Below are 26182 nucleotides of genomic sequence, written 5' to 3'. Positions count from 1 at the left end.
AGGGCCTCACCGCTCAGGTGGGGCCCTTCTGCGTGTCACCCGTCGCGGCGGACCTCGAAGCCGTGCCCGTGCAGCGGAGAGCGGTCGGTGGTGGTGACTCCGCTCACGTGGCCTCCACGAGGCCCGTGGGCCGCCCACGCGAGGACGGCATCCACCTGATCCGGAGCGCCCTCGACTTCGGCCTCGACGCGACCGTCGCGGAGATTGCGGACCCAGCCGGTTGCGCCCGCCTCCGTCGCCACGCGTTGCAGGGTGTACCGGAAACCGACGCCTTGCACCGCGCCGTCGATGAGCAGATGAACGCGCTTCATGCCTTCATCTTGCCGGGTCGACGTGTCACTGCGGCAGGACGAGGCTCACCGCGATCGCGAACATCACGACGGCGATGATCGCGTCGAGGACCCGCCACGCGCGTGGCGTGGACAGCACCCGGCTGAGGAAGCGCGCGCCGAGCGCGAGCGAGAAGAACCACACGATCGATGCCGCGACCGCGCCGATCGCGAAGAGCCAGCGTGCGTTGCCGTAGGTGGCGGCCACCGAACCGAGCAGGAACACCGTGTCGAGGTAGACGTGCGGGTTCAGCCAGGTCAACGCGAGACACGTCGCGAGCACGGGGGCAAGCCGCGAAGTCGTGACCACGCCTCGCTCGCTCTCCCTCGTGCCGGCGATCGGACCGTTCGGCGCGGGGTCGATCGACAGTGCGTCGCCGGAGGGACGAATCGCGCGGCGCGCGGCCAGCACGGCGTATCCCGTCAAGAACAGCGCACCGGCCCACCGCACGACCTCGATCACGCCCGGAGCGGCCTCGAGGATCGCTCCGAGACCCGAGACCCCGACGACGATCAGGGCGGCGTCCGACACGGCGCACACCGTCGCGACGGCGAGGACGTGTTCGCGCCGGATCCCCTGACGCAAGACGAAGAGATTCTGCGCGCCGATCGCGACGATGAGCGAGAGGCCGAGGCCGAAGCCGGCGAGGACGGTAGGGATCACATGTCGAACGCTACGGTTCACGGAAGATGCAGTCCAGTTCACATGTCTTCACTTGAGTAAGCTGGCCTAATGCTCCGTGTCCCGGCCGACCTCGCTCTGACGCTCGCTACGGTTCTCGACGAAGGCAGCCTGGATGCCGCCGCGCGCCGGCTCCATGTGACCCCGTCGGCGGTGAGCCAGCGGATCAAGGCGCTCGAGGAGCACGTGGGGCGCGTGCTCCTCGTTCGCGCCAAGCCGGTGCGCCCGACGGCCGCGGCGCACGCCGTGGTCCGCTACGCGCGCCAGATCGCACTCCTCGAGCATGAGGCGGTCGTGGCGCTCGGCGGTGCGGATGGGGCACTGCTCAGCATTCCGCTCGCGGTCAACGCGGATTCGCTGGCCACCTGGTTTCTGGCTCCGCTCGCGCGCGTCGCGGAGCGGCATCCGCTCGTGTTCGATCTGCATCGCGACGATCAGGACTTCACCGCGGGGCTGCTGGAGTCCGGCACCGTCATGGGCGCCGTCACGTCGCGCGCACAGCCCGTCGCCGGATGTCGGGTGAGTGCGCTCGGCACCCTTCGCTATGAGGCGGTCGCGACCCCGGAGTACTACGCCAGCTGGTTCGTGGATGGTGTCACGGCGCCCGCATTGACGCACGCGCCGCTGATCGATTTCGACCGTCGTGACGATCTTCAATCTCGGTGGCTGTCATCATGCGGCGTCGATCCGACGCATCCGCCCCGCCACCGCGTGCCGGCCTCACACGACTTCGCGACGGCCACGACGCTCGGATTCGGCTGGGCGCTCCTGCCGCGATTCCAGTCGCAGGCGCACCTGGATGCCGGTCGACTCGTCTCGCTGGGCGGGCCACCCGTGGATGTCCCGCTCTACTGGCAGCAGTGGAACCTCGCATCCGATGTCCTCGAGGCCGTCGCCGGTGAGATCATCGCCGAGGGGCGACGCGTCCTGACGCCGTGATTCAGCCTTCGCCGATCGACAGGACGACTTTTCCGCGGGTGTGGCCCTTCTCCAGCTCACGATGCGCGGCAGCCGCCTCAGCGAGGTCGAAGACGCGGTCGACGTAGACCTGGATCGCGCCGGATTCGAGCAGGCGACCGAGCGTGGCCAACACCCCACCGTCCGGGGTCACCTTGTACGACGTCGCGCGGACACCCGCCGCGGCGGCGGCCGTCGCATAGTCGGGCCAGCCGCCCGTGGGCACCAGGACGTACAGACCGCCGGGGCGGAGCACGGTGAGCGAGCGCGTGCCGGTGTCATCGTGCACGTTCCCGACCAAGTCGATGACGACGTCGACCTCGCCGACGATGTCTTCGAAGCGGGTGCTCGCATAGTCGATCACGACGTCGGCGCCGAGATCACGGAGCCACGGGAGGTTCGCCGCGGAACCAGTCGCCGTCACGTGTGCGCCGAAGTAGGCGGCGAGCTGAACGGCGAAGTGCCCCACACCACCGGACCCGGCGTGGATCAGCATCCGCTGTCCCTCGTGGGCGTGCGCGGTCTCGACCACGAGCCCCCACGCGGTGAGTGCCGCCAGAGGCACGCCCGCGGCCTCGACGTGGGAGAGTGACGCGGGCTTGCGCGCCACCGACAGAGTGGGCACGACGGCGTAGTCCGCGTAGGTTCCCCCGGTGCGGGGGAAGGCGACCATCCCGAAGACCTCCGTCCCGACCGGTAGCGGGTGGGCTTCGAACGGGGTGGCGACCACGATGCCGCTGAAGTCGAAGCCCAGCGTGCTCGGGAAACCGGTGATCGCGCCACTCACACCCGCGCCGCTGCGTGTCTTCACGTCGATCGGATTCACGCCGGCCGCCATGACCCGCACGAGCAACTCGCTGATCACGGGACGTGGGAGCGGCAGGCTCACTTCGTGCAGGACGTCAGGGTCGCCTGCGGCGTCGAACACGACGGCCCGCATCTGCTCGGGCAGCGTCGGGGCCATCAGGGACGACGGAGCATCCGTGGGGGATGTCGCGCGTAGCGGCCGGAATCTCATCCTCGCTCCTTCCGCGTGCGTGTCGACATCGGCAGCACGTGCTGTGGTGTGCACACAGTCAACCCCGTCATTGTCTCGCCGGTGTTACGCGGGTGCTACCGGGGGGAGAAGGATGCGAGCTCAGACGCGCGCGGTGAGCGCGGACGTCGGAATCCGATCCTCGATGTCATCCGGTCACTGGTAGCTACTCCGTCGGCCGGGTACCCGTCGTGAGCGCGTGCAGGAGAGCCGTGAGCCGATGGATGTCGTCGAGCTCCCATTCGGCGAGTGACTCGTGCAGGCCTCTCTCTTGGGGGCGGCGCGCCGCCTCCAGGCGTTCCAGGCCCTGGGGTGTCGCAGAAAGCAGGCTCGAGCGGCCGTCGGACGGATCCGGCGTGCGCTGGATGAGCCCGAGGGTTTCGAGCTCGCGTACGGTCCGGCTGATCTGACCCTTGTCGAGCATGAGGAGCTCGGCGAGCGCCGATGACGTGATGGACTCGCGGCGGACGATCGTCGTGAACAGCTTGTACGCTCCGGGGAGCATTCCGGGGCTGATCCGGTGGGCGGCTTCGGAGATCAGCCGTCGGAACTGACCGATCAGCTCGCCGAACTGCGACTCCAGGGCGCGCACGGCGTCGGCACGCGCCCCGGTGTCCTCAGTCATCCGACCCACGCTCCGGGTTCACCGTGCGCACCGAGCCGGTCGCCGTGAGGGTCGCCATGGCCTCGGGGACCGAGACGGTCGCGAGATCGGCCTCGCTCGCCTGCATCCGCTCGGTGGTCGTCATGGTCGTCAGCGGCTTGTTGGGCAGGAACACGATCGCGACGAGCGAGATGACGGCGAACGGCACGGCGATCAGGAAGGAGTGCGAGATGCCGTTCGCATAGATGTCCTCGAACACGACGCGCAGTGCTTCGGGCATGGCCGACACCTGGGGGAGCGTGCCGGACTGCAGCTGCTCGCCCCAGTACTGCGCGTTGTCGCCGAGCGTCGTGAGGGCGGCGGTGATGTCGTCCTTCCGGTCGGCGACGAGGTCGATGACCCGCGCCGCGAGCGCCGCGCCCATGACCGAGACACCGATCGTGCCGCCGAGGCTCCGGAAGAACGTCACTCCGGAGCTCGCGACACCGATCTCCTCCGGACGCGTCGTGTTCTGCACGACGAGAACGAGGTTCTGCATTGTCATGCCGACGCCCGCGCCGAGAAGGAACATGTACACCGAGACGAGGAAGAAGTTCGTGTCGTAGTGGATCGTCGACAGCGTCGTGGAACCGGCAATCAGCAGCACGGAGCCGACGATCAGGTACGGCTTCCACTGCCCGTACTTCGTCACGAGCGCGCCGACACCGATCGACGAGATCAGGAGCCCACCGATCATCGGGATCGTCATGAGACCGGCTTCCGTGGGTGTCGCGCCGCGGGCGAGCTGCATGTACTGGCTGAGGAACACGGAGGCCCCGAACATCGCGATGCCGGTCGCGATCGACGCGATCACCGAGAGCGTGAAGGTGCGGTTCCGGAAGAGCGTCAGCGGGATGAGCGGTTCCTTGGAGCGCAGCTCGACGACGATGAACAGCACGGCGGCCAGCAGCGCGCCGCCGACCATGAGTACCGACGACAGGCTCCACCAGTCGTTGTTGGTGAGATCGGACCAGGCGCCGGTCGTCGCCGTTCCGGCATTGGTGACCCAGATCAACAGCAGTGAGACGGCCGCAGACAGGAGGACGATGCCGACGTAGTCGATCGAGGTCTTCTTCTTGGGGCGGGCCGGCACATGCAGAGTTGCCTGAACCAGGATCAGCGCGCCGACGGCGAAGGGCAGAGCGACGAAGAAGTTCCAGCGCCATCCCCAGGCATCCGTGATGAGACCGCCCAGGAGCGGGCCACCGATCGTGGCGACAGCCATGACCGCGCCGAACAGGCCCATGTAGCGGCCACGCTCACGCGGGCTGATGATGTCGGCCATGAGTACCTGGCTGAGCGCGGCGAGGCCACCCGCGCCGATGCCCTGCACGGCGCGGAAGGCGATCATCACTTCCGCGCTCTGCGAGAATCCGGCGGCGGCCGTCGCGAGCACGAAGATCACGATCGCGATCTGGAAGAGGAGCTTGCGGTTCGTGAGATCGGCGAGCTTTCCCCAGATCGGAGTCGAGATCGCGGTTGTCAGAAGCGTCGCCGTGACGACCCAGGTAAACGCCGCCTGGTTGCCGTCGAGGTCGTGGATGATGACCGGCAGCGATGTCGAGACGACGGTGGATGCGAGCATCGACACGAACATGCCGAGGAGGAGGCCGGACAGCGCCTCGAGCACCTGGCGCTGGGTCATGCGCGGTTTCTCGAGCGCTTCGGAGGATGAAGACATGAAGATTCCCTTGACAGGAGGAGGGGTGGACATGCGCGTCGATACGCGAGAAGGTTGAGGTGGATCAACCGTTGAGATTGGTCAACCATATGCCTGTCGTTGATCCATGTCAACTATCGGCGGGAACGGAGCGCGTCAGTCGGCGAGCGCCAACGCGCGGTACGGCTCGCGCGCTCGGCGAGGCGCGGCATCCGTCGGTGCGGTGCGTGGCGGCAACGGCCGCTGGGTCGTGCGGCGGTAGAGCTCGTCGATCAGGTCCGTCGCGAGGCCCACGAGTTTGCCGATCTCGTCCTCGTCGCGGTCGATCCAGGCGCACCGGGGCTCATCGCCGACGGGGACGAACGCATCGTGCTCCTCCCACACCACGAGCGTGCGCTCGGCGCCCAAGACGTGCTGCTGCCACCAGATCTGGCGCAAGTAGGTGCGGGGGATCGACCGCCACGTCTTGTTCGTGGTCTTGATCTCGCAGAGCGTCACGCGGCCGGTCGCGTCCTGCATGATCCCATCCGGTGTCGCGAGATGACGCTTCTCCACGAGAGCGTGGAAGAGAGCGGACGACGGCTGGATGCCGTGGGTTGCCGCGACCCACGCGGCGATCTCCGGCTCGCGCCTGCGGCCGTGGTTGGTATAGGCATTGCCCGAGAATCCGGATCCGCCACCGAGCTTGGCGTCGGCGGCGCGCGCGATCGCAGCGTGGCTCGTGAGCCCGGCGACATCGGTCGCGGTGATGCCGCGCGAACGTGCCCGCATCCACGCCACGCGGTCGCGCGAGTCGGCGACGATACGCGCAGCGAGGTCCGGAGTCACGTCATCGAGGCTAACCCCGCCGCCCGCCCCCTCGCGCCGCCGACGCGCGGATGCGCCGCATCCCGCCCTTCACTCGCACTCGGCGTGAACCGGCGCGCTCGGCGGGAGAAGGGGAGAGAGGGGGAGGAGTGCGGATTTGGGGGAGGGGGCGGTGTCGCGTAGAGTGGGGGTAAGCCAAAGACCGCTGGTCTCGGTGTGCGCGCAAGCGGATGCCGATGAAACTCTGCACCGCAGGGGCCCGCGCAGGTGTACAGACAGATTCCCGGGAAACCGGATTGAAGCTCCGTGCGCATGCGCCGGAGCTTTTTCGTTGTGAGGGTGGTCGTAGCTGTCGTCCCGCCACTGCGGGACGTCTCGTACATACAAGGAGTGACCATGGCGCAGAAGGATGCATCGGTCGCCGAGCTCACGAAGAACTTCGAGAACTCGAACGCCGTACTGCTGACCGAGTACCGCGGTCTGACGGTTGCCCAGCTCAAGCAGCTGCGTAACAGCATTCGTCAGGACGCCGACTACGCCGTGGTGAAGAACACGCTGACCAAGATCGCGGCCAACAAGGCCGGGATCTCTGCGCTGGATGACGACCTCAAGGGGCCGTCCGCCGTCGCATTCGTGCATGGTGACTTCGTCGCCACTGCGAAGGCTCTGCGTGACTTCGCCAAGGCCAACCCGCTTCTGGTGATCAAGGGCGGCGTGTTCGAGGGGAACTCCCTCACCGCCGACGAGGTCAACAAGTACGCCTCGCTCGAGAGCCGTGAGGTTCTGCTGGCGAAGGCGGCGGGCATGATGAAGGCGACGATGGGCAAGGCTGCCGCGACCATCGACGCGCTTCGCGAAAAGCTGGAGACCGCTGAGGCCGCGTAAGCGACCGGCGTTCTCATCCCCACAACCCCATCAATCTAGGAGATACATCATGGCAAAGCTCACCACTGAGGAGCTGCTCGAGCAGTTCGCGGGTCTGACCCTCGTCGAGCTCAACGACTTCGTCAAGGCGTTCGAGGACAAGTTCGAGGTCACCGCTGCTGCTCCCGTCGCCGTTGCCGGCGCCGCCGGTGCAGGCGCCGCTGAGGTCGAAGAAGAGAAGGACTCGTTCGACGTCATCCTCGAGGCTGCCGGCGACAAGAAGATCCAGGTCATCAAGACCGTCCGCGAGCTCACCTCGCTCGGTCTCGGCGAGGCCAAGGCTGTCGTCGACGGTGCTCCCAAGGCCGTCCTCGAAGGCGCCAACAAGGAAGCCGCCGAGAAGGCCAAGGCCGCTCTCGAAGAGGCCGGCGCTACGGTCACCCTGAAGTAATTTCGCTTCTGCGAACATCTGAAGGCCCCCGGTTCGCCGGGGGCCTTCGTCGTGTCAGACGCTCGGCGAGGCTGTCGAGGTGCGCACGATCATGCGCGCATGCATGAGCTCGCGTGTCCGCGGACGCGCCGGATCGGCGATCTCGGCGAGGAGGAGCTCGACCGCAGCCGCGCCCTGTTCGCGCGGAATTTGCTGAAGAGTCGTCAGCGAGAACATCTCCGCGAACTCGTGATCGTCGATCCCGACGATGCTGAGCGCCGATGGCACGGCGATTCCGAGACGTCGCGCCGCGATGATCGCGCCGATCGCGACCTCATCGCAGACCGCGACGATGCCCGTCGGTCGTCCTCTCGTGTCGCCGAGAAGATCTGCCGCGACGGCGTAGCCGCCTGGCAGGGTCACGTCCGACGCGATGTGCCGTTCGAACTCTGCCAGCCCCGCTTCCTCCATCGAGCGGCGGTACCCGGCGAGTCGCTGCTGGTCGACGTGGGCCCATTGCGTTCCGCCGCGGTCGCCGCCGCCGAGGAATGCGATGTCGGTGTGACCCAGAGTGATCAGATGCTGCGTTGCGCGGCGCGCGGCCGAATCATCGTCGACGGCGACGATGCTCGCCTGGTCGCCCGCGCCGACGACGCTGACGATCGGCCGTCCGATCTGGGTGAGCTGATCGAGCTCGTGGTCGGCCGGATCGAGTCCCACGGCGATCAGGCCGTCGAATCGCTTCCTGGCGAGGAAGTCTCCGAAGATGCGGGCACGCCCTGTCGTGCCCGGCTTTGCGTCGTACAGGGTGAGATCGAGGCCGTGCGTCAGGAGCGTCTGCTGGATGCCCTCGAGCACCTCGGCGAAGAACCACCGATTGACGTACGGCATCACGACGCCGATGTTCTGAGTGCGACCTGTTGCCAACCCCACGGCTCCTGCGGAGGGAACGTATCCCAGTGCCTCGGCTGCCGCGCGGACGCGCACACGGGTGTCCTCCGACACGTACCCACTGCCACTGAGCGCCCGCGAGGCGGTCGCCTTCGAGACGCCCGCTCGCGCAGCGACATCCGCGATACCGGCCATGCGGCTCCTCCTCGAGTCGTATTCGTCGGTCAGGTCCCCTAAGTATGGAACCGGTTGTGCATATCATTCACCCCGACGGGCGGCGATGGTTCCGGTCGTTATCCGCTTGTAACAGTTCGCGCCTTGTGTCGTGGGAGCGTGTCCAATAGTTTGGGCTGGAATCGGTTCCCTAGCGGGAGCCTTGTGCATCAGGAATCACCGGAGCACTCAACGAGGAGGAATCACATGGGGATGTCACGTCGGCGCTGGATTGCGCCTCTGGCTGTCATCGGAGTCGCGACGTTCGCGCTTGCGGGCTGCGCGGAAGGGGGCGACAGCGGAAGTGGGGGAGAGTCTTCCTCCGGTGGCGGAACGGTCCGCGTCTCCGGTGGCATCACCGGAACCGAGGCCGATGCGCTCCAGAAGGTGTTCGACGACTGGAGCGCCGAGAGCGGTGTGAAGGTCGCCTACACCGGCGACAAGGGCTTCGAAGGCAACATCGTCACCAAGGTGAGCGGTGGAGACGCGCCTGACATCGCGATCGTGCCGCAGCCCGGCCTGTTGCGCACCCTCGTGGAGACCGGCGAGGCCCAGGCGGCACCGGATGCCGTCTCGGCGAACGTCGACGCGAACTGGTCGCCGGACTGGAAGCAGTACGGCACGTTCGACGACGTCTTCTATGCCGCTCCGATGCTCGCCAACATCAAGGGGTACGTCTGGTACTCGCCGGCTGACTTCGCCGAGTGGGGTGTCGAAGTGCCGAAGACGTGGGATGAGATGATCACGCTCACCGACACGATCCGCGCGGCGACCGGCGAATCGCCGTGGTGTGCCGGATTCGAGTCGGGCACGGCATCCGGTTGGCCCGGTACCGACTGGGTCGAGGACCTCGTCCTGCGCCAGTCCGGCGCAGACGTCTACGACCAGTGGGTCGCCGGTGATGTGAAGTTCACCGACCCGGAGATCGCCGACGCGTTCACCGCGGTCGGTGACATCCTCCTGAACCCGGAGTACGTCAACGCGGGCTACGGCGATGTCGCCAGCATCAACTCGACCGCGTTCGGCGATGTCGCCACCAACGTCGCCAACGGCACGTGTGCGATGACCCACCAGGCGTCGTTCCTTTCGGCCAACCTGCTCGAGACCACCAACGCGGCGGGCGAGCCCACGACCGTGGCACCCGACGGAGACGTCTACGCGTTCGTCATGCCCGGCTATGAAGAGGGTTCGGCCACGATCGAGGTCGGTGGCGAGTTCGTCGTCGCGTTCTCCGACTCGACCGACACCGAGAAGGTGCTCGAGTTCATGTCGACGCCCGAGTTCGCCGATGCTCGGGTGAGCGAAGGCGGCTCGATCTCGGCCAACCTCAACGCCGACCCGAGCCTGGCCTCCAGCCAGTTCCTCACCGAGGCGATGGAGCTGCTGCAGAACCCCAACACGACCGTCCGTTTCGACGCGAGTGACCTCATGCCGGCCACGGTCGGATCGGGCTCGTTCTGGAAGGGAATGGTCGACTGGATCGACGGCAAGGACCAGGCAACGGTCCTGAGTGACATCCAGGCAGGCTACGAGAACTGACGTCGAGAGGGATGCCGGGTATCGCCCGGCATCCCTCTTCTTCTCTCGTTTGTAGTACCCCGCGTTCGCCGTAGCACTCGGAGGCTTTCATGACCGACACCCGCACCACGTCCGCGCCACCGGCAACGGCGGCACCCCCACCACTCGCGCCGCGCAAGCACTTCTCATCCGCCAAGACCCGGCTCGTGGTCATCGCCGGCTTCGCCGTCGCTTTCGCGCTGGTGGTCCTGCTGTTCCTGAGCCCCGCCGCCGAAGATCCGCGACCGACGTCGCTGGGCGTCTCGTTGCGCAGTTTCTTCGTCTGGCTGGGCAACCTCAATCCGCTGGTCCAGATCCCGATCGTGCTCATCGCCTTCGGCCTCGTGGTGGCGCTCATCCTCTTGCTCATCGAGTACGCGCCGCGCGCGGGCACGGGCTACTTCTGGTTGCGACTGGCCGCGTGCTTCGTCATCCCCGTGGTGGCGTTCATGCTGCTGCGTCCGTATCAGAACGCCCTGATCTACGTCATCGGAATCGCGATCGTGTTGGGCGCGATCCTGTTCTGGGCCGACTCGCGATCGGGCAAGGGCGCGGGATATCTGTTCCAGCTCATCGTCTTCGCCGCTCCGGCCGCCATTCTGCTGATCGTCGGTCTGATCTACCCGGCCATCTCGACGATCGTGCAGTCCTTCTTCGACAAGACCGGCGACAACTTCGTCGGCTTCGAGAACTACATCTGGACCTTCACCAACCCACAGGGTTTCTGGTCGGTCATCAACACGATCATCTGGGTCCTCATCGCACCGGCGGTGGCGACGATCATCGGTCTGGCCTACGCCGTCTTCATCGACAAGGCGCGCGGCGAGAAGTTCCTGAAGATCCTGATCTTCATGCCGTTCGCGATCTCATTCGTCGGTGCCGGCATCATCTGGAAGTTCGTCTACGACTACCGGCAGGGCAATCAGATCGGCATCCTGAACGCGATCGTCACGGCGTTCGGCGGCGATCCGGTGTCGTGGCTCGCCGTCGAACCGCTGTTCAACAGTCTGTTGCTCATGGTCGTCTTCATCTGGAGTCAGACCGGCCTGGCGATGGTGATCCTCTCGGCTGCCATCAAGGCGGTCCCCGCCGAGCAGAACGAGGCGGCGGCGCTCGACGGTGCGAACGCGTGGGAGAGGTTCCGCAATGTGACGGTCCCCGGCATCCGTTCGGCGATCGTCGTGGTCGTCACCACGATCGCGATCGGCGCCCTGAAGATCTACGACATCGTCGCCGTGATGACCGGCGGCCGATCGAACACCACGGTGCTCGCCTTCGAGATGGTTAACCAGCAGCAGCGTTTCCAGAGCTTTGGACACTCGGCGGCCTTGGCCGTCGTGCTGTTCCTCTTCGTCACCCCGCTCATCGTGTTCAACATCATCCAGATCCGGAAGCAGAGGGAGATCCGATGAGTACCGGAGTCGACATCATCGAGCCCCTTCCCGACAAGCGCCTCGCGCGGGAAGTCGCGCGCGAGACGCGCCGCCACGAAAAGACCGCGCAGAAGCGGCTCACGTCGAGGGGCGCGACGATCGCTGCCGTCGCGATCGCCTTCTTCTGGACCATTCCCACCTTTGGGCTCTTCGTCACGTCGTTCCGCCCCGGCGCCGACGCGCAGAGCACCGGGTGGTGGACGGTGTTCGTCGACCCGTCGTTCACGCTGACCAACTACGACCAGGCGCTGACCTTCGGCAACACGACGCTGACGCTGGCGCAGTCCTTCGTCAATTCGCTCGCGATTACGATTCCCGTCGTGTTCTTCGCGCTGGCGGTCGCCTCGCTCCTGGCATATGCGTTCGCGTGGATCGACTTCAAGGGCAAAAACATCGCGTTCATCTCGGTGTTCGCCCTGCAGATCCTGCCGTTGCAGATGGCACTCGTGCCGCTGCTGACTCTGTTCTCGCGCGGTCTCACGATCAACGGGGTGCCGGTGTTCCCGGGCCTCGAACTGCGTGACGTGGACCACAGCTTCGCGACGGTGTGGATCGCGCACACGATCTTCGCGCTTCCTCTGGCGGTCTTCCTGCTGCACAACTTCATCTCGGAGATCCCGAGCGAAGTGATCGAAGCGGCGCGCGTGGACGGGGCCGGTCACGGTCAGATCTTCTTCCGGATGATCCTTCCGCTCGCCGCGCCTGCGCTTGCCTCTTTCGCCGTGCTGGAGTTCATCTGGGTGTGGAACGACCTGCTGGTCGCGACGATCTTCGCACCGTCGTCGTCGTTGCCGCTCACTCAGACGCTCAACTCGCTCTCGGGCACGTGGGGCAACCAGTGGTACCTGCAGGCGGCGGGAACGTTCATCTCCATCGTGGTTCCGCTGTTGGTGTTCTTCTTGCTCCAGCGGTTCTTCGTCCGCGGCCTGCTCGCGGGCGCCACGAAGGGCTGATCGCCACAGACCTCGAAGGGCGGTGCGGCGCTGTTCGTACCGCCCTTCGGCGTGTGCCGACGCGGTCATCGCGGCCGGTCTTGCGCGCAGGAAGTTGATCAGGCGCCGCAGGCGAGACCGCGCTGGAGCGTGGCCATGAGGTCTATTTCGGCGGACTGTGTCGCGATGACGCCTTCGGCGACCTGGAGTGCGCGCGGTTCACTCCCGAGCTGAACGAGCGCTTGCGCCATCGGCAGCGCGCCCTCGTGGTGGCGGGTCATGAGTGCGAGGAACATGCAGTCCGCCTCCGTTCCCGTCGCCGCGCGCAGGGCGCCGAGCTCCTCGGCCGTCGCCATGCCCATCTCTGTCAGCAGGTCTTGTTCGGATGCCGTCGCATCGCCGTGTGCATGAGACGAGCCGGCCATCCACGACATCAGCGGAGTGCCCGCCTGTGGCAGATTCCACTTCACGAGCCAGTCGTAGAACTCGCCCTTCTGCCCTGACTGGGTCGTCGCGATGTCATAGGCGAGCACGCGGATGTCCGGATTGTCGGTCGAGCGATAGATGTCCATCGCCATCTCGACGGCTTGCCCATGATGCACCTGCATGTCGCGAGCGAACCCCGCTTCGGGCGAATCGCTGCCCGGTGCGCCGGCGGTGGCACCGAACGTGGAGAAGCGGCCGATCGCGAACGCGAGCCCGGCGATCGCCAGCGCCACCAGGAGCACCGCCCACCACGGCGGGAGGGTGCGCGGTGCCGAGGCGTCGGTCACGACTGCTTGCCGGGCCCGTCGATCGCGCCGCTGCAGATGGCCGTCGGTTCGGGAACATTCTGGTTGCGCCAGAACTCCTCGAAGAAGGTCGGGATGCGGGCATCCGTCGCGCTGTCGAGCTGCAGCTGGGCATTCCAGGCGCTCAGCACGATCGGTGCGGGCAGCCCGTCGAACGGCGAGAGGAGGACGTAGGTCGATGGGAGCTGCGCCTTCAACGCGTCAAGGTCCTCCGCCGACACGGCGTCGGCGTCGTACGTGACCCAGATCGCGCCGTGCTCGAGGGAGTGGACGGCGTTCTCGTTCACCTGCGGCTGGTCGTAGACGCCGCAATTGAGCCAATACTGGTTGTGCGCTCCGCCGGCAGGAGGTGTCTGCGGGTAGTCGACCGTGCCCTCGACGTGCTGCGTCTCGTTCGAGAACCTCTCGACGCCCTCGATCTGTGCGCCGTCGCCGCCCGCGGAGTAGCTGGGTGCAGCCTTCGGGCCGAAGACCAGCGATGCGACGATCAGGCCGACGATGACGAGCCCGGCCGTGCCGCCCACGATCCACCACATGAGTCCGGTTCGGCGACGTCGCGCGACCTGGCGCTGATACTCCGCCAGTTTCTCGCGCTTCTGAAGGTCGCGTTGCTGCTTGACGGTGAGTTCGATTTTTGCCTGGGTCGCGGGATTTCCGCTCTGGCGCTTGTTCGAGGAAGTCGGGGTCATGGGGGTGATCTCGGCCTTGTCTTCGCCGGATCGAGTGTCCGGACGGGATCAATCTTATTCGCCGGAATGAGCCCGAGGGCTGGGAGGTGGCTAGGATTGACGAGCCTTCGAATCGTTTCGAGACGATCATCCCGTTGCCGCGCCGCACGTCCCTGCCGCGCGAAGTACCTGCTTTTCCGCTTCTTTCCCGTCTGGACACCGTGCTCGACTCTGCCTCAATCCCCACCCCAAACGACGCCCACCGTCCGGGGGCGCCGACCGGTGCGATCCGCACGATCGGCGCCAATCCGGCCACCGCGCCGATCATGCTGCACCCTGGCGATGCGATCTCGACTCCGCGGCGCGTCGTCTACATCATTCTGCTCGGCGCGCTCACGGCCCTCGGGCCGTTCACGATCGACCTGTACCTCCCCGCGTTCCCGGTGCTCCAGGAAGACTTCCGCACGAGCGCCGCGGCGATCCAGCTGACCCTCACCGGCACGATGATCGGCTTCGCCCTCGGGCAGCTCATCGTCGGACCGCTGAGTGACAAGGTCGGCCGGCGCCTCCCGCTGCTTCTGGTGACGGCGCTGCATGTGCTGGCGAGCGTCGCCGCCGCACTCGCGCCGAGTCTCGAACTGTTGAGTGTCGCGCGCGTCGCGATGGGCATGGGTGCCGCCGCGGGTGGTGTCGTGGCGATGGCGATCGTCCGCGACCTGTTCGGCGGACGGCGCTTGGTCGTCATGCTGAGCCGCCTTGCCCTCGTCTCGGGTGTCGCGCCGGTTGTCGCCCCGTTGATCGGATCCGCGCTGCTGTCGGTGATGTCCTGGCGCGGGATCTTCGTCGTCTTGGCGATCTATGGCGCCGTCATGCTGGTCTCCGCGATCGCTCTCGTGCCCGAGACCCTGCCGCGCGCACGTCGCCAAGACCGGGGTGCGGACACCGTGCTCGAGCGATACAAGAGCGTGTTCAGCGACCGCGTGTTCGTCGGCGTCCTGATCATCGGCGGAATGACCTTCAGCGGGCTCTTCTCCTACCTGTCGGCATCGTCCTTCCTCTTCCAAGGGACCTACGCGTTCGACGCGCAGCAGTATGGATTGCTGTTCGCGGCAAACTCGATCGGACTCGTCATCGGAGTGCAGACGGCGTCGCGGCTGGCCGCGCGGTTCGGGCCCCAGTGGGTGCTCGCCTTCTCGACCGCGACCCTCCTGGTTGCGGCGACGGCGATCATCATCACCGACCAGATGGGCCTCGGGCTCTGGGGCACCATCGTGCCGCTGTTCGTCTTCATGACCGCGTGCGGCTTCACGTTCCCCTGCACGCAGGTGCTCGCGCTCGACCGGCACGGTAAGGCGGCCGGGACGGCCGCATCCATCCTCGGTGCCTGCAACTTCGGGATCGCCGGGCTGATCTCGCCGATCGTCGGGTGGCTCGCGAAGGATGCCGGGATCACCGCGACCACGATGGCCTCGGTCATGGTCGGATGCTCGGTGATCGGCCTGCTCTCGCTGTGGCTGATCGTGCGCCCACGGACAGTCGAGCGCCTCGCACCGTGAGCCTTCGTGCACAATGGGGCGATGACTGAGCAACGACCCGCCGAGCGGATCACCGATCTCGAGATCACGTTCCGACTGCAGTGGCTCGTGATCGGGCTCGCGCTGATCTTCGCGACCGTGGTCCTCGGCGTACTCGTGGCGTTCGACGTCGAGCTCGTCGACCTGGATGCCTGGTGGAACAGCTACGTGGCGGCGTTCGCTCCGGCCTTCCTCGGGATGTCGATGGCGCTCAACGTCATCGGCGGCGGATGGGTGGCCGCCCTCGCGATTCCGTTGGGACTCGCCCTCGTGCTCGTGATCGTGCGCCGCCCGTGGTCGGCGGTGTACTTCCTGGCGGCCTCGCTCGCGAGCGCGATGCTCGTGCAGATCTTCAAGGTCGTGTTCGGGCGCGTGCGCCCGGAGGACATCCTGGTGCTCTCTGACCAGGGATCCTTTCCCTCGGGGCACACCGCGAATGCCGCCACGATGGCCGCCGTCGCGGTGGTGCTGTTCCCCCGGCTCTGGGTGTTCCTCGTCGGTACGGCGTGGGTGCTGCTCATGGCGCTGGGGCGCACGATCGTGCACGCGCACTGGATGACCGACACGATCGGCGGCACGCTGGTCGGGATCGGCGCGGCCCTCGTCATTGCCGCCGTCTTCGCGGCCAGAATTCTCCGCGAACGCGAACCCTCCGCTCACTAGGCTGAGCGGCATGAGCACACCCGATGCTGCCGCCGCTGAACTCCACCGTCTGCAAGCCGAAGCGGATGCCGCTGAAGCCGCGCTGAAACTCGCCCAGGCGAAGGCGGCGCTCGCCGCCGCACAGGCCGATGCCGCGCGTGCCGCGGCCGCCCCGGCATCTGCGCCGGTTGCTGAGGAGATGTCGGATGCTGAGGAGCGGCAACCCGCATCCACTCCTCAGAACGCCACAACTCCTCAGGAACCGACGGCGGAGACCCCCTCCGGGCCGCTCGACGCCGATGAGATCGCGGCGGTCGCGAAGGGCTACACGTTCGAGGCGGCGACGCTCGATGTCGGTGCGCTCATGAACACCGACCCGGTGCCGAGTGCGCAGATCCGCATTCCGCTCGCGATGATGAACCGGCACGGACTCGTCGCCGGCGCGACCGGCACGGGAAAGACTCGGACGCTGCAGGGGCTTGCGGAGCAACTCGCGGCCAAGGGGGTGCCCGTGTTCGCCGCCGACATCAAGGGAGACCTCTCCGGCGTCGCGACGCCGGGTGTCGACAGTGAGAAGCTGCGCGCCCGCACGGAGGCGATCGGGCAAGAGTGGACACCGACGGCATCCGTCACGGAGTACTTCGCGCTCGGCGGCATCGGTAAGGGCGTACCCGTGCGGGCCACCGTCTCCGGGTTCGGGCCGCTGCTGCTCAGCAAGGTCCTGGGGCTCAACGAGACCCAGCAGTCGAGCCTCGGGCTCGTGTTCCATTACGCCGACGCGCACGGGCTGGCGCTCGTCGACTTGTCGGATCTGCGCGCCGTCCTCAGCTGGCTCACGAGCGACGAGGGCAAACCGGAACTCAAAGAGCTCGGCGGCCTGTCGGCTGCGACAGCGGGCGTCATCCTCCGCGAGCTGATCACGTTCGCCGATGATGGAGCCGATGTCTTCTTCGGTGAGCCGGAGTTCGACGTGCGTGACTTCCTGCGCACCGCGGCCGATGGGCGAGGGATCATCTCGTTGCTCGAGGTGCCGGGCGTCGTCGACAAGCCGGCACTCTTCTCGACGTTCCTGATGTACTTGCTCGCCGAGCTCTTCGAGATCCTCCCGGAGGTCGGCGATCCGGACACGCCCAAGCTGGTGTTCTTCTTCGATGAGGCCCACTTGCTGTTCCGGGAAGCGTCGAAGGACTTCCTCGCGGCGATCACCCAGACGGTGCGACTGATCCGTTCGAAAGGCGTCGGTGTCTTCTTCGTCACCCAGACGCCGAAGGACGTGCCCTCGGACGTGCTGGCGCAATTGGGATCGCGCATCCAGCACGCTCTGCGTGCGTTCACTCCGGATGACGCCAAGGCGCTACGGGCAACCGTCGGCACGTATCCGAAAAGCGGTTACGACCTCGAGCGGGTGCTGCAGGAACTCGGCACGGGTGAGGCGATCGTCACCGTGATGAGCGAGAAGGGCGCACCGACTCCGGTGGCCTGGACCCGATTGCGCGCGCCCGAAGGGCTGATGTCACCGACCCCCGATCCCGACATCGAACGCGCGGTGCACGCGTCTCCCCTCCTCGCGAAGTACGGGACGGCGATCGACCGGGAATCGGCGCGGGAGATCCTCACCGCGAAGATGAACGCCGCGGCGCAGGCGGAGGTCGCCGCCGAAGCCGCCGCGCAGGCCGAGAAGGACCGGATCGCCGCGGCCAAGGAGCAGGCGGCAGCCGAGAAGGAACTCGCCCGACAGGAAGCGGCGATCGCGAAGGCCGACGCCGCGGCCGAGAAAGAACGCCAGCGCGAGTATGACCGGCTGATGAAAACCACCGGAGTGACGAAGACCCGGACAAGCCGGGCCGCGAGCTCGAAGAGTCCGCTCGAAGAGGTGCTGGGCTCCAAGACCACCCAGACGATCCTGAACGGCGTCATCCGCGGGATCTTCGGCACCGGTCGGCGCTGACGCGCTTTCGCACGCGCGGTGACGGCGGCGCAAGGGGATGGGCGCAGAGCTCGCACGCGCGTACCGTCAGACGCATGACCCCATTGCCATATCCCTCCGGGCGCGAAGAGCCACTCCGCGCGGTGCCGCGCACCGACGGATCGGAGCCGCGGGCGCTCGTTCTCGGGGCCACGGGCTATCTCGGCGGCCGGCTCGTGCCGCGCCTGCTCGCCGGCGGATACCGGGTTCGCGTCCTCGCTCGCGACCCCGCCCGGCTCGCGGCGTTCGCCTGGAGCGGGCAGGTCGAGGTCGTCGCCGGCTCTGCCACCGACGCCGCGGTGATGGCTGAGGCGACGGCAGATGTCGACGTGCTCTATTACCTCATTCACTCGATGGGCCAGGGGGGTGGCTTCGAGCAGACCGACCTCGATGCCGCCCGGACCGTCGCGTCGGCGGCGTCGGCGGCATCCGTCCGGCGGATCGTCTACCTCGGGGGGCTTCATCCGAACGGCGTCGACCTGAGCCCGCACCTGCGTTCGCGTGTCGCGGTCGGCGACATCCTGCTCGGCAGCGGCGTGCCCACGCTCGTGTTGCAGGCGGGCGTCGTCATCGGGTCGGGATCGGCCTCGTTCGAGATGATCCGCCACCTCACCGATGTGCTGCCGTACATGCCCGCGCCGCGCTGGGTGCGCAACTTCATCCAGCCGATCGCCGTCCGCGACGTGCTCTACTACCTCCTCGCCGCGGCACGCGTGCGCGCCGACGTCACCCGCGCGGTCGACATCGGCGGTCCCGACGTGCTGCGCTACGGCCAGATGATGAACGGATACGCTGTCGAGGCGGGGCTGCCTCAGCGGGCGATCGCGCCGCTGCCGGTGCTCACGCCGGGACTCGCATCGCACTGGGTGAATCTCGTCACGCCGGTGCCGCGCTCCATTGCCCGGCCGCTCATCGCCTCACTCGTGCACGAATGCGTCATGGACGACCACGACATCGACAGCCTGATTCCGCCGCCCGAGGATGGTTTGACCCCGTACCGTCGCGCCGTCGCGCTGGCGCTGGGCCGCGTCGAAGCCGACACCGTCGAGACGAGTTGGCAGGATGCCGAAGTCATGGGCCTGCCGTCGGATCCGCTGCCGAGTGACCCGGATTGGGCCGGCCGCACGGTGTACACCGATCTCCAGGCCGTGCACACGACGGCATCGCCGGAGCGATTGTGGGCGGTGATCGCGGGGATCGGCGGTGAGAACGGCTGGTACTCCGCGCCGCTGCTCTGGGCGGTCCGCGGGTGGATGGACCGTCTGGTCGGGGGGGTCGGTCTCGCCCGAGGGCGACGGAGCCGGACCGCGGTCGCGGTGGGTGACGTGATCGACTTCTGGCGGGTGGAGGTCGTCGAACCCGGGCGCCTCCTGCGCCTGCGGGCGGAGATGAAGGTCCCCGGGTTGGCGTGGCTCGACCTCGAGTGCGAACCGGACGGCGAGGGGGCGCGATACCGCCAGCGTGCCGTGTTCTTCCCCGCGGGGCTGGCCGGCCGGTTGTATTGGCTGGCGGTGCTCCCGTTCCACGGATTCATCTTCCGGGGGATGGCCGAACGCATCACGGCAACAGCCGAGGCCGACGCCGCCGAGGCGGCGGGCGGCTCGTAGACTCCCCGGATGACCCACATTCGCCCGTTCCGTTCCGGTGACGAGCCGGCGCTCGCCGACATCTGCCTCAAGACGGCGGATGCCGGGACCGACGCGACCGGGATCTTCACGGACGATGATCTTTGGGCCGAAGTGTTCGTGCTGCCGTATGCGGCGCGGCATCCTGATCTCGCATTCGTCGTCGAGACCGACGACGAACGTGTCGCCGGGTACATCGTCGGAACGGATGACACGCGGGCGTTCGAAGACTGGTTCGCCACGCAGTGGTGGCCGCAGTGGGCCGCGCGGTGGCCACGGCCCGGGGAGGGGGAGGCGACCCGGCAGGGCGGGACGCTCATCTACGCCTACGGGCGGCGCGCCGGGGCGGAGCCTTACGGCGACACGTACCCCGCGCACCTGCACATCGATCTGCTTCCCGAGCTGCAAGGGCAAGGGTGGGGGCGACGCCTGATCGACACCCTGTCGGAGGCCCTGCGCGCGCGGGGAGTCACCGGGCTGCACCTGGCCACGGGGACGGAGAACACCGGTGCGATCGCGTTCTACACGCGCATCGGGTTTGCGCCGCTGGCGTCCCACCCGGGCGTGCAGGCGTTCGGGCGGACACTGTGATTCAGGCGACCACGTAGCCCGACTCGAGTCGCACGACCCGATCGATCAGTCGTGCCGGCACGGTGACGTGGGAGATCAGGATGACAGCCTGGTCCGCGCCGACGGCGGAGAGCAGGTCGGTCAAAAGAGCATCGGATGCTGCCGGGTCCACTCCTGCGGTCGGCTCGTCGAGGACGAGCATCGGGAAGCCGTGCAGCAGCGCGCGCGCGAGCGCGATGCGCTGGGCCTGCCCGCCCGACACCAGCGCGCCGCGCTCGCCGACGCGCGCGTCGAGGCCGCCGCGTTCGCGTAACCAGGGCCCGAGACCGACGCGCGCGAGGACGTCCTCGAGGTCGGCGTCGGTCGCGTCGTCGCGCGCGAAGAGGAGGTTCTGGCGAATGTCCTCGTCGAACAGCATCGGACGCTGCTCACACAAGCCCACGGTGCGGCGGACATCGTCGGCGGCGAGTGTCTGCACGTCGACGCCGCCGATCGTGTACGAACCGGAGACGTCGAGGAACCGCACGAGGACATGCGCGAGGGTGCTCTTGCCGGCGCCGCTCGAGCCGACGACGAGCAGACGCTCGCCCGGGGCAACGTCGAGATCGATGTCGTGGAGGGCGGGGGATGCCGCACCGGGCCACGTGGCTGCCACGCCGCGCAGGCGGAGCCCCGCACCGAGGGCAGGCCCGGTCCCCGTCGGTATGCCCTGCTCGCGCACGAGCCCGGCGGGGACGACGTCGGGCGTGGCGGCGGCGATACGCGTGGCGGCCGACCGCACCTGACGCCACGAGGATGCCGCCAGCGGGACGGACGTGAAGACCTCGAACACCGCCATCGGAATCAGCACCGCAACCGCGAATGCCGGACCCGTGAGTCCGCCCGACGTCACGGCCGGTGTCGAGACGAGCACCGCGAGGACCGATGCGATCCCCGCCAGCAGTGACACCAGTGCGGTGGCACCGGCTTGAGCCCCGGCGCGGCGGACGACCGCCCGTCGCACATCGGCATCCGCGGCGGCGATCCGGGCGCGACTGGACTCTTCGGCCCCGCAGGCCACGAGCACGTCGAAACTGCCGAGGTGATCGAGCACGGCGTCGGCGAGACGCCCGCGCAGCGGGGCGATGGAGCGCTCCGCGCGGCCGCCCGCGACCCAGCCCCATCCCGCCGCGACGACCCCCGCGACGATCAGACAGCCCAGCAGTGTCAGGCCTGCCGGCGGGTGGATGATCGCGACCAGAATGACGGCGCCCAGCGCGACCGCCGCCGAACCGATCAGCGGTTGCACCACACGCAGCGGGAGATTCTGCAGCTCGTCGACGTCGTCGACGAGCGATCCGAGGATCGATCCGCGGCTGGTGCGGGTGAGCCCGTCCGGGGCGAGCGGGATCAGACGCCGCACAAGATCGGTGCGGGTCGCGGCGAGTTGGCGGAGCGCCGCATCGTGGCCCGCCAGCCGCTCGAGGTAGCGGAAGACTGCGCGACTGAGTGCGAACGCCCGGACCCCAACCACGGCCATCGAGATGTACAGCACGAGCGGCTGTTCGGATGCGCGGACGATCAGCCATGCGCTCACCGCGAGGAGCGCGACGGCCGACACCTCTGACAGGAACCCGGCGGCAGCTCCCGGCCAGAATCGACGCGCGGGCGGCATCGCTCCGCGAAGGACGTCAGCGGGGGTCATGTGGGCACCGCCGCCGTCTCGAGCGTCACGACGTGGTCGGCGATCGCGCGCGCCGACGTGCGGTGCGACACGAGAAGGACGATCGCGCCGGAATCGGCGATCTCCCGCACCGAGGCCCACAGTGCGGATTCGGTGCGCTCGTCGAGAGCGGCGCTCGGCTCATCGAGGGCGACGACCGTGCCCCATCCGCGCGCCCGTCGGTAGAACGCGCGGGCCACGGCCACGCGCTGTGCCTGCCCGCCGGAGATCCCCGCGCCCTGGACGCCCAACTCCTGGGCGGGATCGAGGTCGACGGCGCACGACAGAACGAGGCTCCGCGCGACCAGGTCGGCGCGGGGAGCGGGGTCGCCCAGTGTGATGTTCTCGGCGATGCTCCCGGCGATCAAGCCGGGATCCTGTCCCGCCCAGGCGAGCCACGTGGACGCCGGGTGAGTGGAGGCATCCGCGGTGCCGAGCGTGATGGTGCCGTCGAACACGGCGGCACCACGGAGCGCGGCCAGCAGGCTCGATTTTCCCGCGCCGCTGGGTCCTTCGATCAGGGTGACGGTGCCCGGCGCCGCGCGGAACGACACCGGCGGCAGCGCGTGGTCGCCGCGCTGCACGCGCACCGCGCGCAGTTCCAGCGCGCCGTCGACGGGCGCGGTCGGCGCGGCGGCAGCAGCGGTCACGGGCGTTGCCGCGCGTGCGGCGTCGAGGACCGCGAACACGTCCTCGGTCGCGGCGACGCCCTCGGAGGCCGCATGGAACTGGACGCCGACCTGGCGGATCGGCAGATATGCCTCGGGGGCCAGCAACAGCACGAAGAGCCCGACGCTGAGCGCCAGCGACCCGTCGATCAGGCGGAAGCCGATCGTCACTGCCACGATCGCGACCGCGACCGACGCGAGGAACTCGAGTGCGAATCCGGACAGGAACGACACCCGCAGGACGCGCATCGTTTCGGTGCGATACGTGCCGGTGACCCGTTCGATCGAGTTCGCCGCCCGATGCTGCCTGCCGAACACGGTGAGCGTCGACAGGCCCTGGACGGTGTCGGCGAAGCGCGCGGCCAGCGTCTGCAGCGTCGCCCACTGCTTCTGTTGCACGGCGCGGGTCGCCAGGCCGATCAGGACCATGAACAGGGGGATCAGCGGGATCGTGAGCACCACGATGAGTCCGGAGATCCAGTCCTGCCACCACATCACGGCGATGAGGATCGGCGTGGCGATGATCGTCTGGACGAGCTGCGGCAGATAGCGACCGAAGTAGGCATCGAGGGCGTCGAGACCTCGGCCGGCAGTCACGGCGAGGCGCGCGGTGTTGGCGGTCCCGAGCCATCCCGCACCGAGCCGAGCGACGGCCTCGAGCAGATGCGCGCGCAACTGCAGCTCGACGCGGGCGGCTGCCCGTGCGGCGATGATTTCCCGGGCCCACAGCAGTACCGCCCGGAGCGCGGCGGTGCCTGCGAGCCAGCCGAGAAGGGCGCCGACATCGTCACCGGCAAGGACCCCCACGACCACCTGGGTCAGCACCCACGCGAATGCGACGATCACGAGCGTCTGAGCGAGGCCGATCGCGCCGATCGCGACGAAGAACAGGCGGGATGCCGAGGCGTAGCGAAGGAGGCGTGGATCGACCGGACGTCCCCGCGTCGGGGCGGCCTGCTCCTCGGATTCCGGCATCCTTCGATCCTGCCTTACGTTGCCCCGGCGGAACGTCAGTGTGCGGCGGCCGCGGCCTTCTCGATCGTCGTGCGGCTGACGCGCTTGCGGAAGATCCAATACGTCCACCCCTGGTAGAGCAGCACGAGCGGCAGGAAGACCACGGCGGCCCAGGTCATGATCGTCAGCGTGTAGTCGGTGCTGGATGCGTTCTCGATCGTCAGGTTGAACGCCGGGTCGGTCGAGGAGGGCATGACGTTCGGGAAGAGCGCGACCCACAGCGTCAGCACCGCAAAGGCCACGGTTCCCGCGCCGAAGCCGAACGCCCAGCCCTCACGGTCGCGCGTATTGGCCAGCACGGAGGCGATCAGGAGCACCGCCGCGACGGCCGCGCACAGGACGACCAGCCCGACGAGCGGAGCGCCGTTGCCGAAGGCGGCCGCGACGGTCCAGGCGAGGAAGATCGCAGCGACGACGACCGTGAGCAGTCCAGATCGCAGCGCGAGTCTACGGGCATCCATCCGCACCTGGCCGTCGGTCTTGAGCGCGACGAAGTACACGCCGTGCGTGAAGAACAGCAAGAGCGTCGTGAGGCCGCCGAGCAACCCGTACGGGTTCAGGAGCGTCAAGAGAGACCCCGTGAACTCATGATCGACATCGAGCGGGACGCCCTGCACGATGTTGGCGACGGCGACACCCCAGAGGAACGCGGGGACGGCGGAGCCGATCACGATCATGCGGTCGAAGCCCGCCTTCCAGCGGAGGCTCTCTCGCTGGTGCCGGTATTCGAAGGAAACGCCACGCAGGATCAGTGCGAGCAGGATGAGCAGCAGCGCGAGGTAGAAGCCGCTGAACAGCGTCGCATACCACTCGGGGAATGCAGCGAACAGGCACGCGCCGGCCACGATGACCCAGGTCTCGTTGAGATCCCAGACCGGGCCGATCGTGTTGATGATCTGACGGCGCGAGATGTCATCCTTCCCGAGGAAGGGGAGCGACATGCCGACGCCGAAGTCGAACCCGTCGAGGACGAAGTAGCCGACGAAGAGCACTCCGACGATGAAGAACCAGACGTATGCGAGATCCATCATGCGCTCCTAGTAGACCGTCGTCGGGGTGTTCTCGACCGAGGGCTGTTCGGCCTCGGGGCTTCCCGGTTCGGGTAGGGGATCGGGTCCCTTGTGGGACGTCTTCATGATGAGACCGACTTCGACCACGGCGAGGATCGCGTAGATCGCGGTGAACGCGATGAGGGAGATGAGCACCGTCCAGCCCGGCACGCTCGGGGAGACGCCGTCCTCCGTGAGCATGAGCCCGAAGACGATCCAGGGCTGCCGGCCCATTTCTGTGAAGACCCATCCGACCAGAATGGCGACGAGCGATGCCGGCCAGGCCCAGATCGCGAGCTTCCATGCCCAGTTGGGGACGTCGCGCTTCGCCTTCTTGCGGGTGAGCCAGAGTCCCACGACTGCGGTCAGCGCGGCGACGCCGCCGAGGCCGATCATCCAGCGGAACGACCAGTAGGTGACCCACAGGATGGGAGCGAAGTTGCCATCGACCTGATCTGCGAACTGGGGGAACAGCTCGTTCGTGTAGAGCAGGTTGAGATCGTTGATGCCCTCGACGCAGCCGTCCAGAGTATGCGTCGACAGGAACGCCAGGAGGTAGGGGACACGGATCGAGAAGAGCTCGCTCGTTCCGTCAGGGGTGCCGAGAGTGAAGATCGAGAAGGACGCATCCGCGCTACAGGCGGAGTCGAACAACGCCTCGGCGGCCGCCATCTTCATCGGCTGGGTCTGCACCATCACGAGGCCCAGCTGGTCGCCGGAGAGCGCGACGCCCGCGAAGGCGATGATCATGCCCCAGAGTCCATAGCGGAGGGATGTGCGCATCATGTCGACGTTCTGCCGACGGATCAGATGCCAGGACGAGATCGAGATGATCACGCCCATCGTCATCATGAATGCGGCGAACAACGTGTGCGGGAGGGCAGCCAGCGCGACGGGGTTCGTCAGGACCGCGAAGAAGTCGTTCATCTCCGCGCGGCCGCCGTCCTGCGCCATCTGGTAGCCGACCGGGTTCTGCATGAACGCGTTCGCCGCAAGGATGAAGTAAGCGGAGAACCACGCGCCGATCGTCGCGATCCAGATGCTCGCGAGGTGCAGTCCCTTCGGGAGCTTGTCCCAGCCGAAGATCCACAGGCCGATGAAGGTCGCCTCGAAGAAGAACGCCATCAGGCCTTCGAACGCGAGTGGGGCCCCGAAGACGTCACCGACGAAACGCGAGTAGGACGACCAATTCATGCCGAACTGGAACTCCTGCACGATCCCCGTCACGACGCCCATCGCGAAGTTGATCAGGAAGATCTTCCCGAAGAAACGCGTCAGGTGCAGCCACTTCAGGTTGCCGGTTCGGTACCAGGCCGTCTGGAAGATCGCGACGGTCAGCGCCATGCCGAGCGTCAGCGGGACGAAGAGGAAGTGATAGAGCGTCGTCAAGCCGAACTGCCACCGCGCGAGCAGCAGCGGATCAAGAAAATCCATCCCACGTCCTCCCCAAGTCCGGGTCTTCCATGCAACTGAAGGTAC

At 67.5% G+C, this 26182-nt stretch carries 24 protein-coding genes; 11 read left to right on the top strand and 13 right to left on the bottom strand.

Features of this window, described 5'->3' with window-relative positions:
- Positions 1-35: 35 nt before the first annotated feature.
- Both N4R40_RS07335 and lysE read right to left on the bottom strand, forming a co-directional pair.
- Entirely contained in the window at positions 36-311 is a 276-nt protein-coding gene (locus N4R40_RS07335; protein WP_261606704.1) for an acylphosphatase, read from the bottom strand.
- Between the two features lie 25 nt (positions 312-336).
- Positions 337-990, bottom strand: a complete 654-nt coding sequence (gene lysE / locus N4R40_RS07330; protein ID WP_261606737.1) for an L-lysine exporter — start codon at positions 988-990, stop codon at positions 337-339.
- Positions 991-1062: 72 nt separating this feature from the next.
- Between lysE and N4R40_RS07325 the strand changes: the two genes are divergently transcribed.
- Positions 1063-1950 carry a LysR family transcriptional regulator ArgP gene (locus N4R40_RS07325; RefSeq protein ID WP_261606703.1) on the top strand — a complete coding sequence of 296 codons (888 nt, stop codon included), beginning with the start codon at positions 1063-1065 and terminating at the stop codon, positions 1948-1950.
- A 1-nt stretch (position 1951) separates the two neighbouring features.
- On the opposite strand, the gene N4R40_RS07320 is transcribed toward N4R40_RS07325, so the two are convergent.
- From N4R40_RS07320 to N4R40_RS07305, 4 genes are all read right to left on the bottom strand, one after another.
- Positions 1952-2986 (bottom strand): NADP-dependent oxidoreductase, encoded by a 1035-nt coding sequence (locus N4R40_RS07320; protein ID WP_261606702.1) that lies wholly within the window; start codon positions 2984-2986, stop codon positions 1952-1954.
- Positions 2987-3170: 184 nt separating this feature from the next.
- Positions 3171-3629 (bottom strand): MarR family winged helix-turn-helix transcriptional regulator, encoded by a 459-nt coding sequence (locus tag N4R40_RS07315; RefSeq protein WP_261606701.1) that lies wholly within the window; start codon positions 3627-3629, stop codon positions 3171-3173.
- A complete protein-coding gene (locus tag N4R40_RS07310) occupies positions 3622-5328 on the bottom strand; it encodes an MDR family MFS transporter (protein ID WP_261606700.1) in 1707 nt (568 codons plus the stop codon). The genes N4R40_RS07315 and N4R40_RS07310 overlap by 8 nt, the downstream gene beginning before the upstream one ends.
- A gap of 135 nt (positions 5329-5463) precedes the next feature.
- The gene (locus N4R40_RS07305; protein WP_261606699.1) at positions 5464-6135 is read right to left on the bottom strand and encodes a YqaJ viral recombinase family protein; all 672 of its coding nucleotides are present in this window, start codon (positions 6133-6135) and stop codon (positions 5464-5466) included.
- A gap of 375 nt (positions 6136-6510) precedes the next feature.
- Here N4R40_RS07305 and rplJ point away from each other — a divergent pair, with 375 nt between their 5' ends.
- Both rplJ and rplL read left to right on the top strand, forming a co-directional pair.
- Positions 6511-6999 carry a 50S ribosomal protein L10 gene (gene rplJ / locus N4R40_RS07300; RefSeq protein WP_261606698.1) on the top strand — a complete coding sequence of 163 codons (489 nt, stop codon included), beginning with the start codon at positions 6511-6513 and terminating at the stop codon, positions 6997-6999.
- Positions 7000-7048: 49 nt separating this feature from the next.
- Positions 7049-7429, top strand: a complete 381-nt coding sequence (gene rplL / locus N4R40_RS07295) for a 50S ribosomal protein L7/L12 (RefSeq protein ID WP_261606697.1) — start codon at positions 7049-7051, stop codon at positions 7427-7429.
- Positions 7430-7483: 54 nt separating this feature from the next.
- On the opposite strand, the gene N4R40_RS07290 is transcribed toward rplL, so the two are convergent.
- Positions 7484-8494 carry a LacI family DNA-binding transcriptional regulator gene (locus N4R40_RS07290; RefSeq protein ID WP_261606696.1) on the bottom strand — a complete coding sequence of 337 codons (1011 nt, stop codon included), beginning with the start codon at positions 8492-8494 and terminating at the stop codon, positions 7484-7486.
- Between the two features lie 225 nt (positions 8495-8719).
- On the opposite strand from N4R40_RS07290, the gene N4R40_RS07285 reads away from it, so the two are divergent.
- From N4R40_RS07285 to N4R40_RS07275, 3 genes are all read left to right on the top strand, one after another.
- Positions 8720-10051, top strand: coding sequence for an ABC transporter substrate-binding protein (locus tag N4R40_RS07285; protein WP_261606695.1), 1332 nt, complete (start codon positions 8720-8722; stop codon positions 10049-10051).
- Positions 10052-10140: 89 nt separating this feature from the next.
- On the top strand, positions 10141-11481 hold the full coding sequence (locus N4R40_RS07280; RefSeq protein WP_261606694.1) for a carbohydrate ABC transporter permease: 1341 nt from the start codon (positions 10141-10143) through the stop codon (positions 11479-11481).
- A complete protein-coding gene (locus N4R40_RS07275; protein WP_261606693.1) occupies positions 11478-12455 on the top strand; it encodes a carbohydrate ABC transporter permease in 978 nt (325 codons plus the stop codon). The genes N4R40_RS07280 and N4R40_RS07275 overlap by 4 nt, the downstream gene beginning before the upstream one ends.
- 98 nt (positions 12456-12553) lie before the next feature.
- Here the strand turns inward: N4R40_RS07275 and N4R40_RS07270 are convergent, their stop codons facing one another.
- Together N4R40_RS07270 and N4R40_RS07265 are read right to left on the bottom strand one after the other, a co-directional pair.
- A complete protein-coding gene (locus N4R40_RS07270) occupies positions 12554-13207 on the bottom strand; it encodes a DUF305 domain-containing protein (RefSeq protein WP_261606692.1) in 654 nt (217 codons plus the stop codon).
- Complete coding sequence (locus N4R40_RS07265) at positions 13204-13914, bottom strand: DUF3105 domain-containing protein (RefSeq protein ID WP_261606691.1); 711 nt, start codon at positions 13912-13914, stop codon at positions 13204-13206. The genes N4R40_RS07270 and N4R40_RS07265 overlap by 4 nt, the downstream gene beginning before the upstream one ends.
- A gap of 200 nt (positions 13915-14114) precedes the next feature.
- Here N4R40_RS07265 and N4R40_RS07260 point away from each other — a divergent pair, with 200 nt between their 5' ends.
- The 5 genes from N4R40_RS07260 to N4R40_RS07240 all read left to right on the top strand — a co-directional run bounded on the left by N4R40_RS07260 (position 14115) and on the right by N4R40_RS07240 (position 20291).
- Complete coding sequence (locus N4R40_RS07260; RefSeq protein WP_407665846.1) at positions 14115-15449, top strand: multidrug effflux MFS transporter; 1335 nt, start codon at positions 14115-14117, stop codon at positions 15447-15449.
- A gap of 21 nt (positions 15450-15470) precedes the next feature.
- Complete coding sequence (locus N4R40_RS07255) at positions 15471-16130, top strand: phosphatase PAP2 family protein (RefSeq protein ID WP_261606690.1); 660 nt, start codon at positions 15471-15473, stop codon at positions 16128-16130.
- Positions 16131-16140: 10 nt separating this feature from the next.
- Complete coding sequence (locus N4R40_RS07250) at positions 16141-18057, top strand: DUF853 domain-containing protein (RefSeq protein WP_261606689.1); 1917 nt, start codon at positions 16141-16143, stop codon at positions 18055-18057.
- A gap of 74 nt (positions 18058-18131) precedes the next feature.
- Complete coding sequence (locus N4R40_RS07245) at positions 18132-19682, top strand: SDR family oxidoreductase (RefSeq protein ID WP_261606688.1); 1551 nt, start codon at positions 18132-18134, stop codon at positions 19680-19682.
- Between the two features lie 9 nt (positions 19683-19691).
- On the top strand, positions 19692-20291 hold the full coding sequence (locus N4R40_RS07240) for a GNAT family N-acetyltransferase (RefSeq protein ID WP_261606687.1): 600 nt from the start codon (positions 19692-19694) through the stop codon (positions 20289-20291).
- Between the two features lies 1 nt (position 20292).
- On the opposite strand, the gene cydC is transcribed toward N4R40_RS07240, so the two are convergent.
- The 4 genes from cydC to N4R40_RS07220 are packed head-to-tail and all read right to left on the bottom strand — an operon-like array spanning position 20293 to position 26137.
- Entirely contained in the window at positions 20293-21954 is a 1662-nt protein-coding gene (gene cydC, locus N4R40_RS07235; protein WP_261606686.1) for a thiol reductant ABC exporter subunit CydC, read from the bottom strand.
- The gene (cydD, locus tag N4R40_RS07230) at positions 21951-23615 is read right to left on the bottom strand and encodes a thiol reductant ABC exporter subunit CydD (RefSeq protein ID WP_261606685.1); all 1665 of its coding nucleotides are present in this window, start codon (positions 23613-23615) and stop codon (positions 21951-21953) included. The genes cydC and cydD overlap by 4 nt, the downstream gene beginning before the upstream one ends.
- 35 nt (positions 23616-23650) lie before the next feature.
- A complete protein-coding gene (cydB, locus tag N4R40_RS07225; protein WP_261606684.1) occupies positions 23651-24682 on the bottom strand; it encodes a cytochrome d ubiquinol oxidase subunit II in 1032 nt (343 codons plus the stop codon).
- Between the two features lie 9 nt (positions 24683-24691).
- Positions 24692-26137, bottom strand: coding sequence for a cytochrome ubiquinol oxidase subunit I (locus tag N4R40_RS07220; protein ID WP_261606683.1), 1446 nt, complete (start codon positions 26135-26137; stop codon positions 24692-24694).
- Positions 26138-26182 lie beyond the last annotated feature (45 nt).

Source organism: Microbacterium memoriense, assembly GCF_025398275.1.
GTDB classification, from domain to species: Bacteria; Actinomycetota; Actinomycetes; order Actinomycetales; family Microbacteriaceae; genus Microbacterium; species Microbacterium memoriense.
The sequence above is the reverse complement of the archived record's forward strand: the minus strand, read 5'-3'. Positions and strand labels throughout refer to the sequence as shown.

What these genes read in the sequence shown, in the direction of transcription:
- N4R40_RS07335 (WP_261606704.1), bottom strand. Translation starts at nt 311, where the DNA reads ATGAAGCGCGTTCATCTGCTCATCGACGGCGCGGTGCAAGGCGTCGGT.
- N4R40_RS07325 (WP_261606703.1), top strand. Translation starts at nt 1,063, where the DNA reads ATGCTCCGTGTCCCGGCCGACCTCGCTCTGACGCTCGCTACGGTTCTC.
- N4R40_RS07320 (WP_261606702.1), bottom strand. Translation starts at nt 2,986, where the DNA reads ATGAGATTCCGGCCGCTACGCGCGACATCCCCCACGGATGCTCCGTCG.
- N4R40_RS07315 (WP_261606701.1), bottom strand. Translation starts at nt 3,629, where the DNA reads ATGACTGAGGACACCGGGGCGCGTGCCGACGCCGTGCGCGCCCTGGAG.
- N4R40_RS07310 (WP_261606700.1), bottom strand. Translation starts at nt 5,328, where the DNA reads ATGTCTTCATCCTCCGAAGCGCTCGAGAAACCGCGCATGACCCAGCGC.
- rplJ (WP_261606698.1), top strand. Translation starts at nt 6,511, where the DNA reads ATGGCGCAGAAGGATGCATCGGTCGCCGAGCTCACGAAGAACTTCGAG.
- rplL (WP_261606697.1), top strand. Translation starts at nt 7,049, where the DNA reads ATGGCAAAGCTCACCACTGAGGAGCTGCTCGAGCAGTTCGCGGGTCTG.
- N4R40_RS07290 (WP_261606696.1), bottom strand. Translation starts at nt 8,494, where the DNA reads ATGGCCGGTATCGCGGATGTCGCTGCGCGAGCGGGCGTCTCGAAGGCG.
- N4R40_RS07285 (WP_261606695.1), top strand. Translation starts at nt 8,720, where the DNA reads ATGGGGATGTCACGTCGGCGCTGGATTGCGCCTCTGGCTGTCATCGGA.
- N4R40_RS07280 (WP_261606694.1), top strand. Translation starts at nt 10,141, where the DNA reads ATGACCGACACCCGCACCACGTCCGCGCCACCGGCAACGGCGGCACCC.
- N4R40_RS07275 (WP_261606693.1), top strand. Translation starts at nt 11,478, where the DNA reads ATGAGTACCGGAGTCGACATCATCGAGCCCCTTCCCGACAAGCGCCTC.
- N4R40_RS07265 (WP_261606691.1), bottom strand. Translation starts at nt 13,914, where the DNA reads ATGACCCCGACTTCCTCGAACAAGCGCCAGAGCGGAAATCCCGCGACC.
- N4R40_RS07255 (WP_261606690.1), top strand. Translation starts at nt 15,471, where the DNA reads ATGACTGAGCAACGACCCGCCGAGCGGATCACCGATCTCGAGATCACG.
- N4R40_RS07250 (WP_261606689.1), top strand. Translation starts at nt 16,141, where the DNA reads ATGAGCACACCCGATGCTGCCGCCGCTGAACTCCACCGTCTGCAAGCC.
- N4R40_RS07245 (WP_261606688.1), top strand. Translation starts at nt 18,132, where the DNA reads ATGACCCCATTGCCATATCCCTCCGGGCGCGAAGAGCCACTCCGCGCG.
- N4R40_RS07240 (WP_261606687.1), top strand. Translation starts at nt 19,692, where the DNA reads ATGACCCACATTCGCCCGTTCCGTTCCGGTGACGAGCCGGCGCTCGCC.
- cydC (WP_261606686.1), bottom strand. Translation starts at nt 21,954, where the DNA reads ATGACCCCCGCTGACGTCCTTCGCGGAGCGATGCCGCCCGCGCGTCGA.
- cydD (WP_261606685.1), bottom strand. Translation starts at nt 23,615, where the DNA reads ATGCCGGAATCCGAGGAGCAGGCCGCCCCGACGCGGGGACGTCCGGTC.
- cydB (WP_261606684.1), bottom strand. Translation starts at nt 24,682, where the DNA reads ATGGATCTCGCATACGTCTGGTTCTTCATCGTCGGAGTGCTCTTCGTC.
- N4R40_RS07220 (WP_261606683.1), bottom strand. Translation starts at nt 26,137, where the DNA reads ATGGATTTTCTTGATCCGCTGCTGCTCGCGCGGTGGCAGTTCGGCTTG.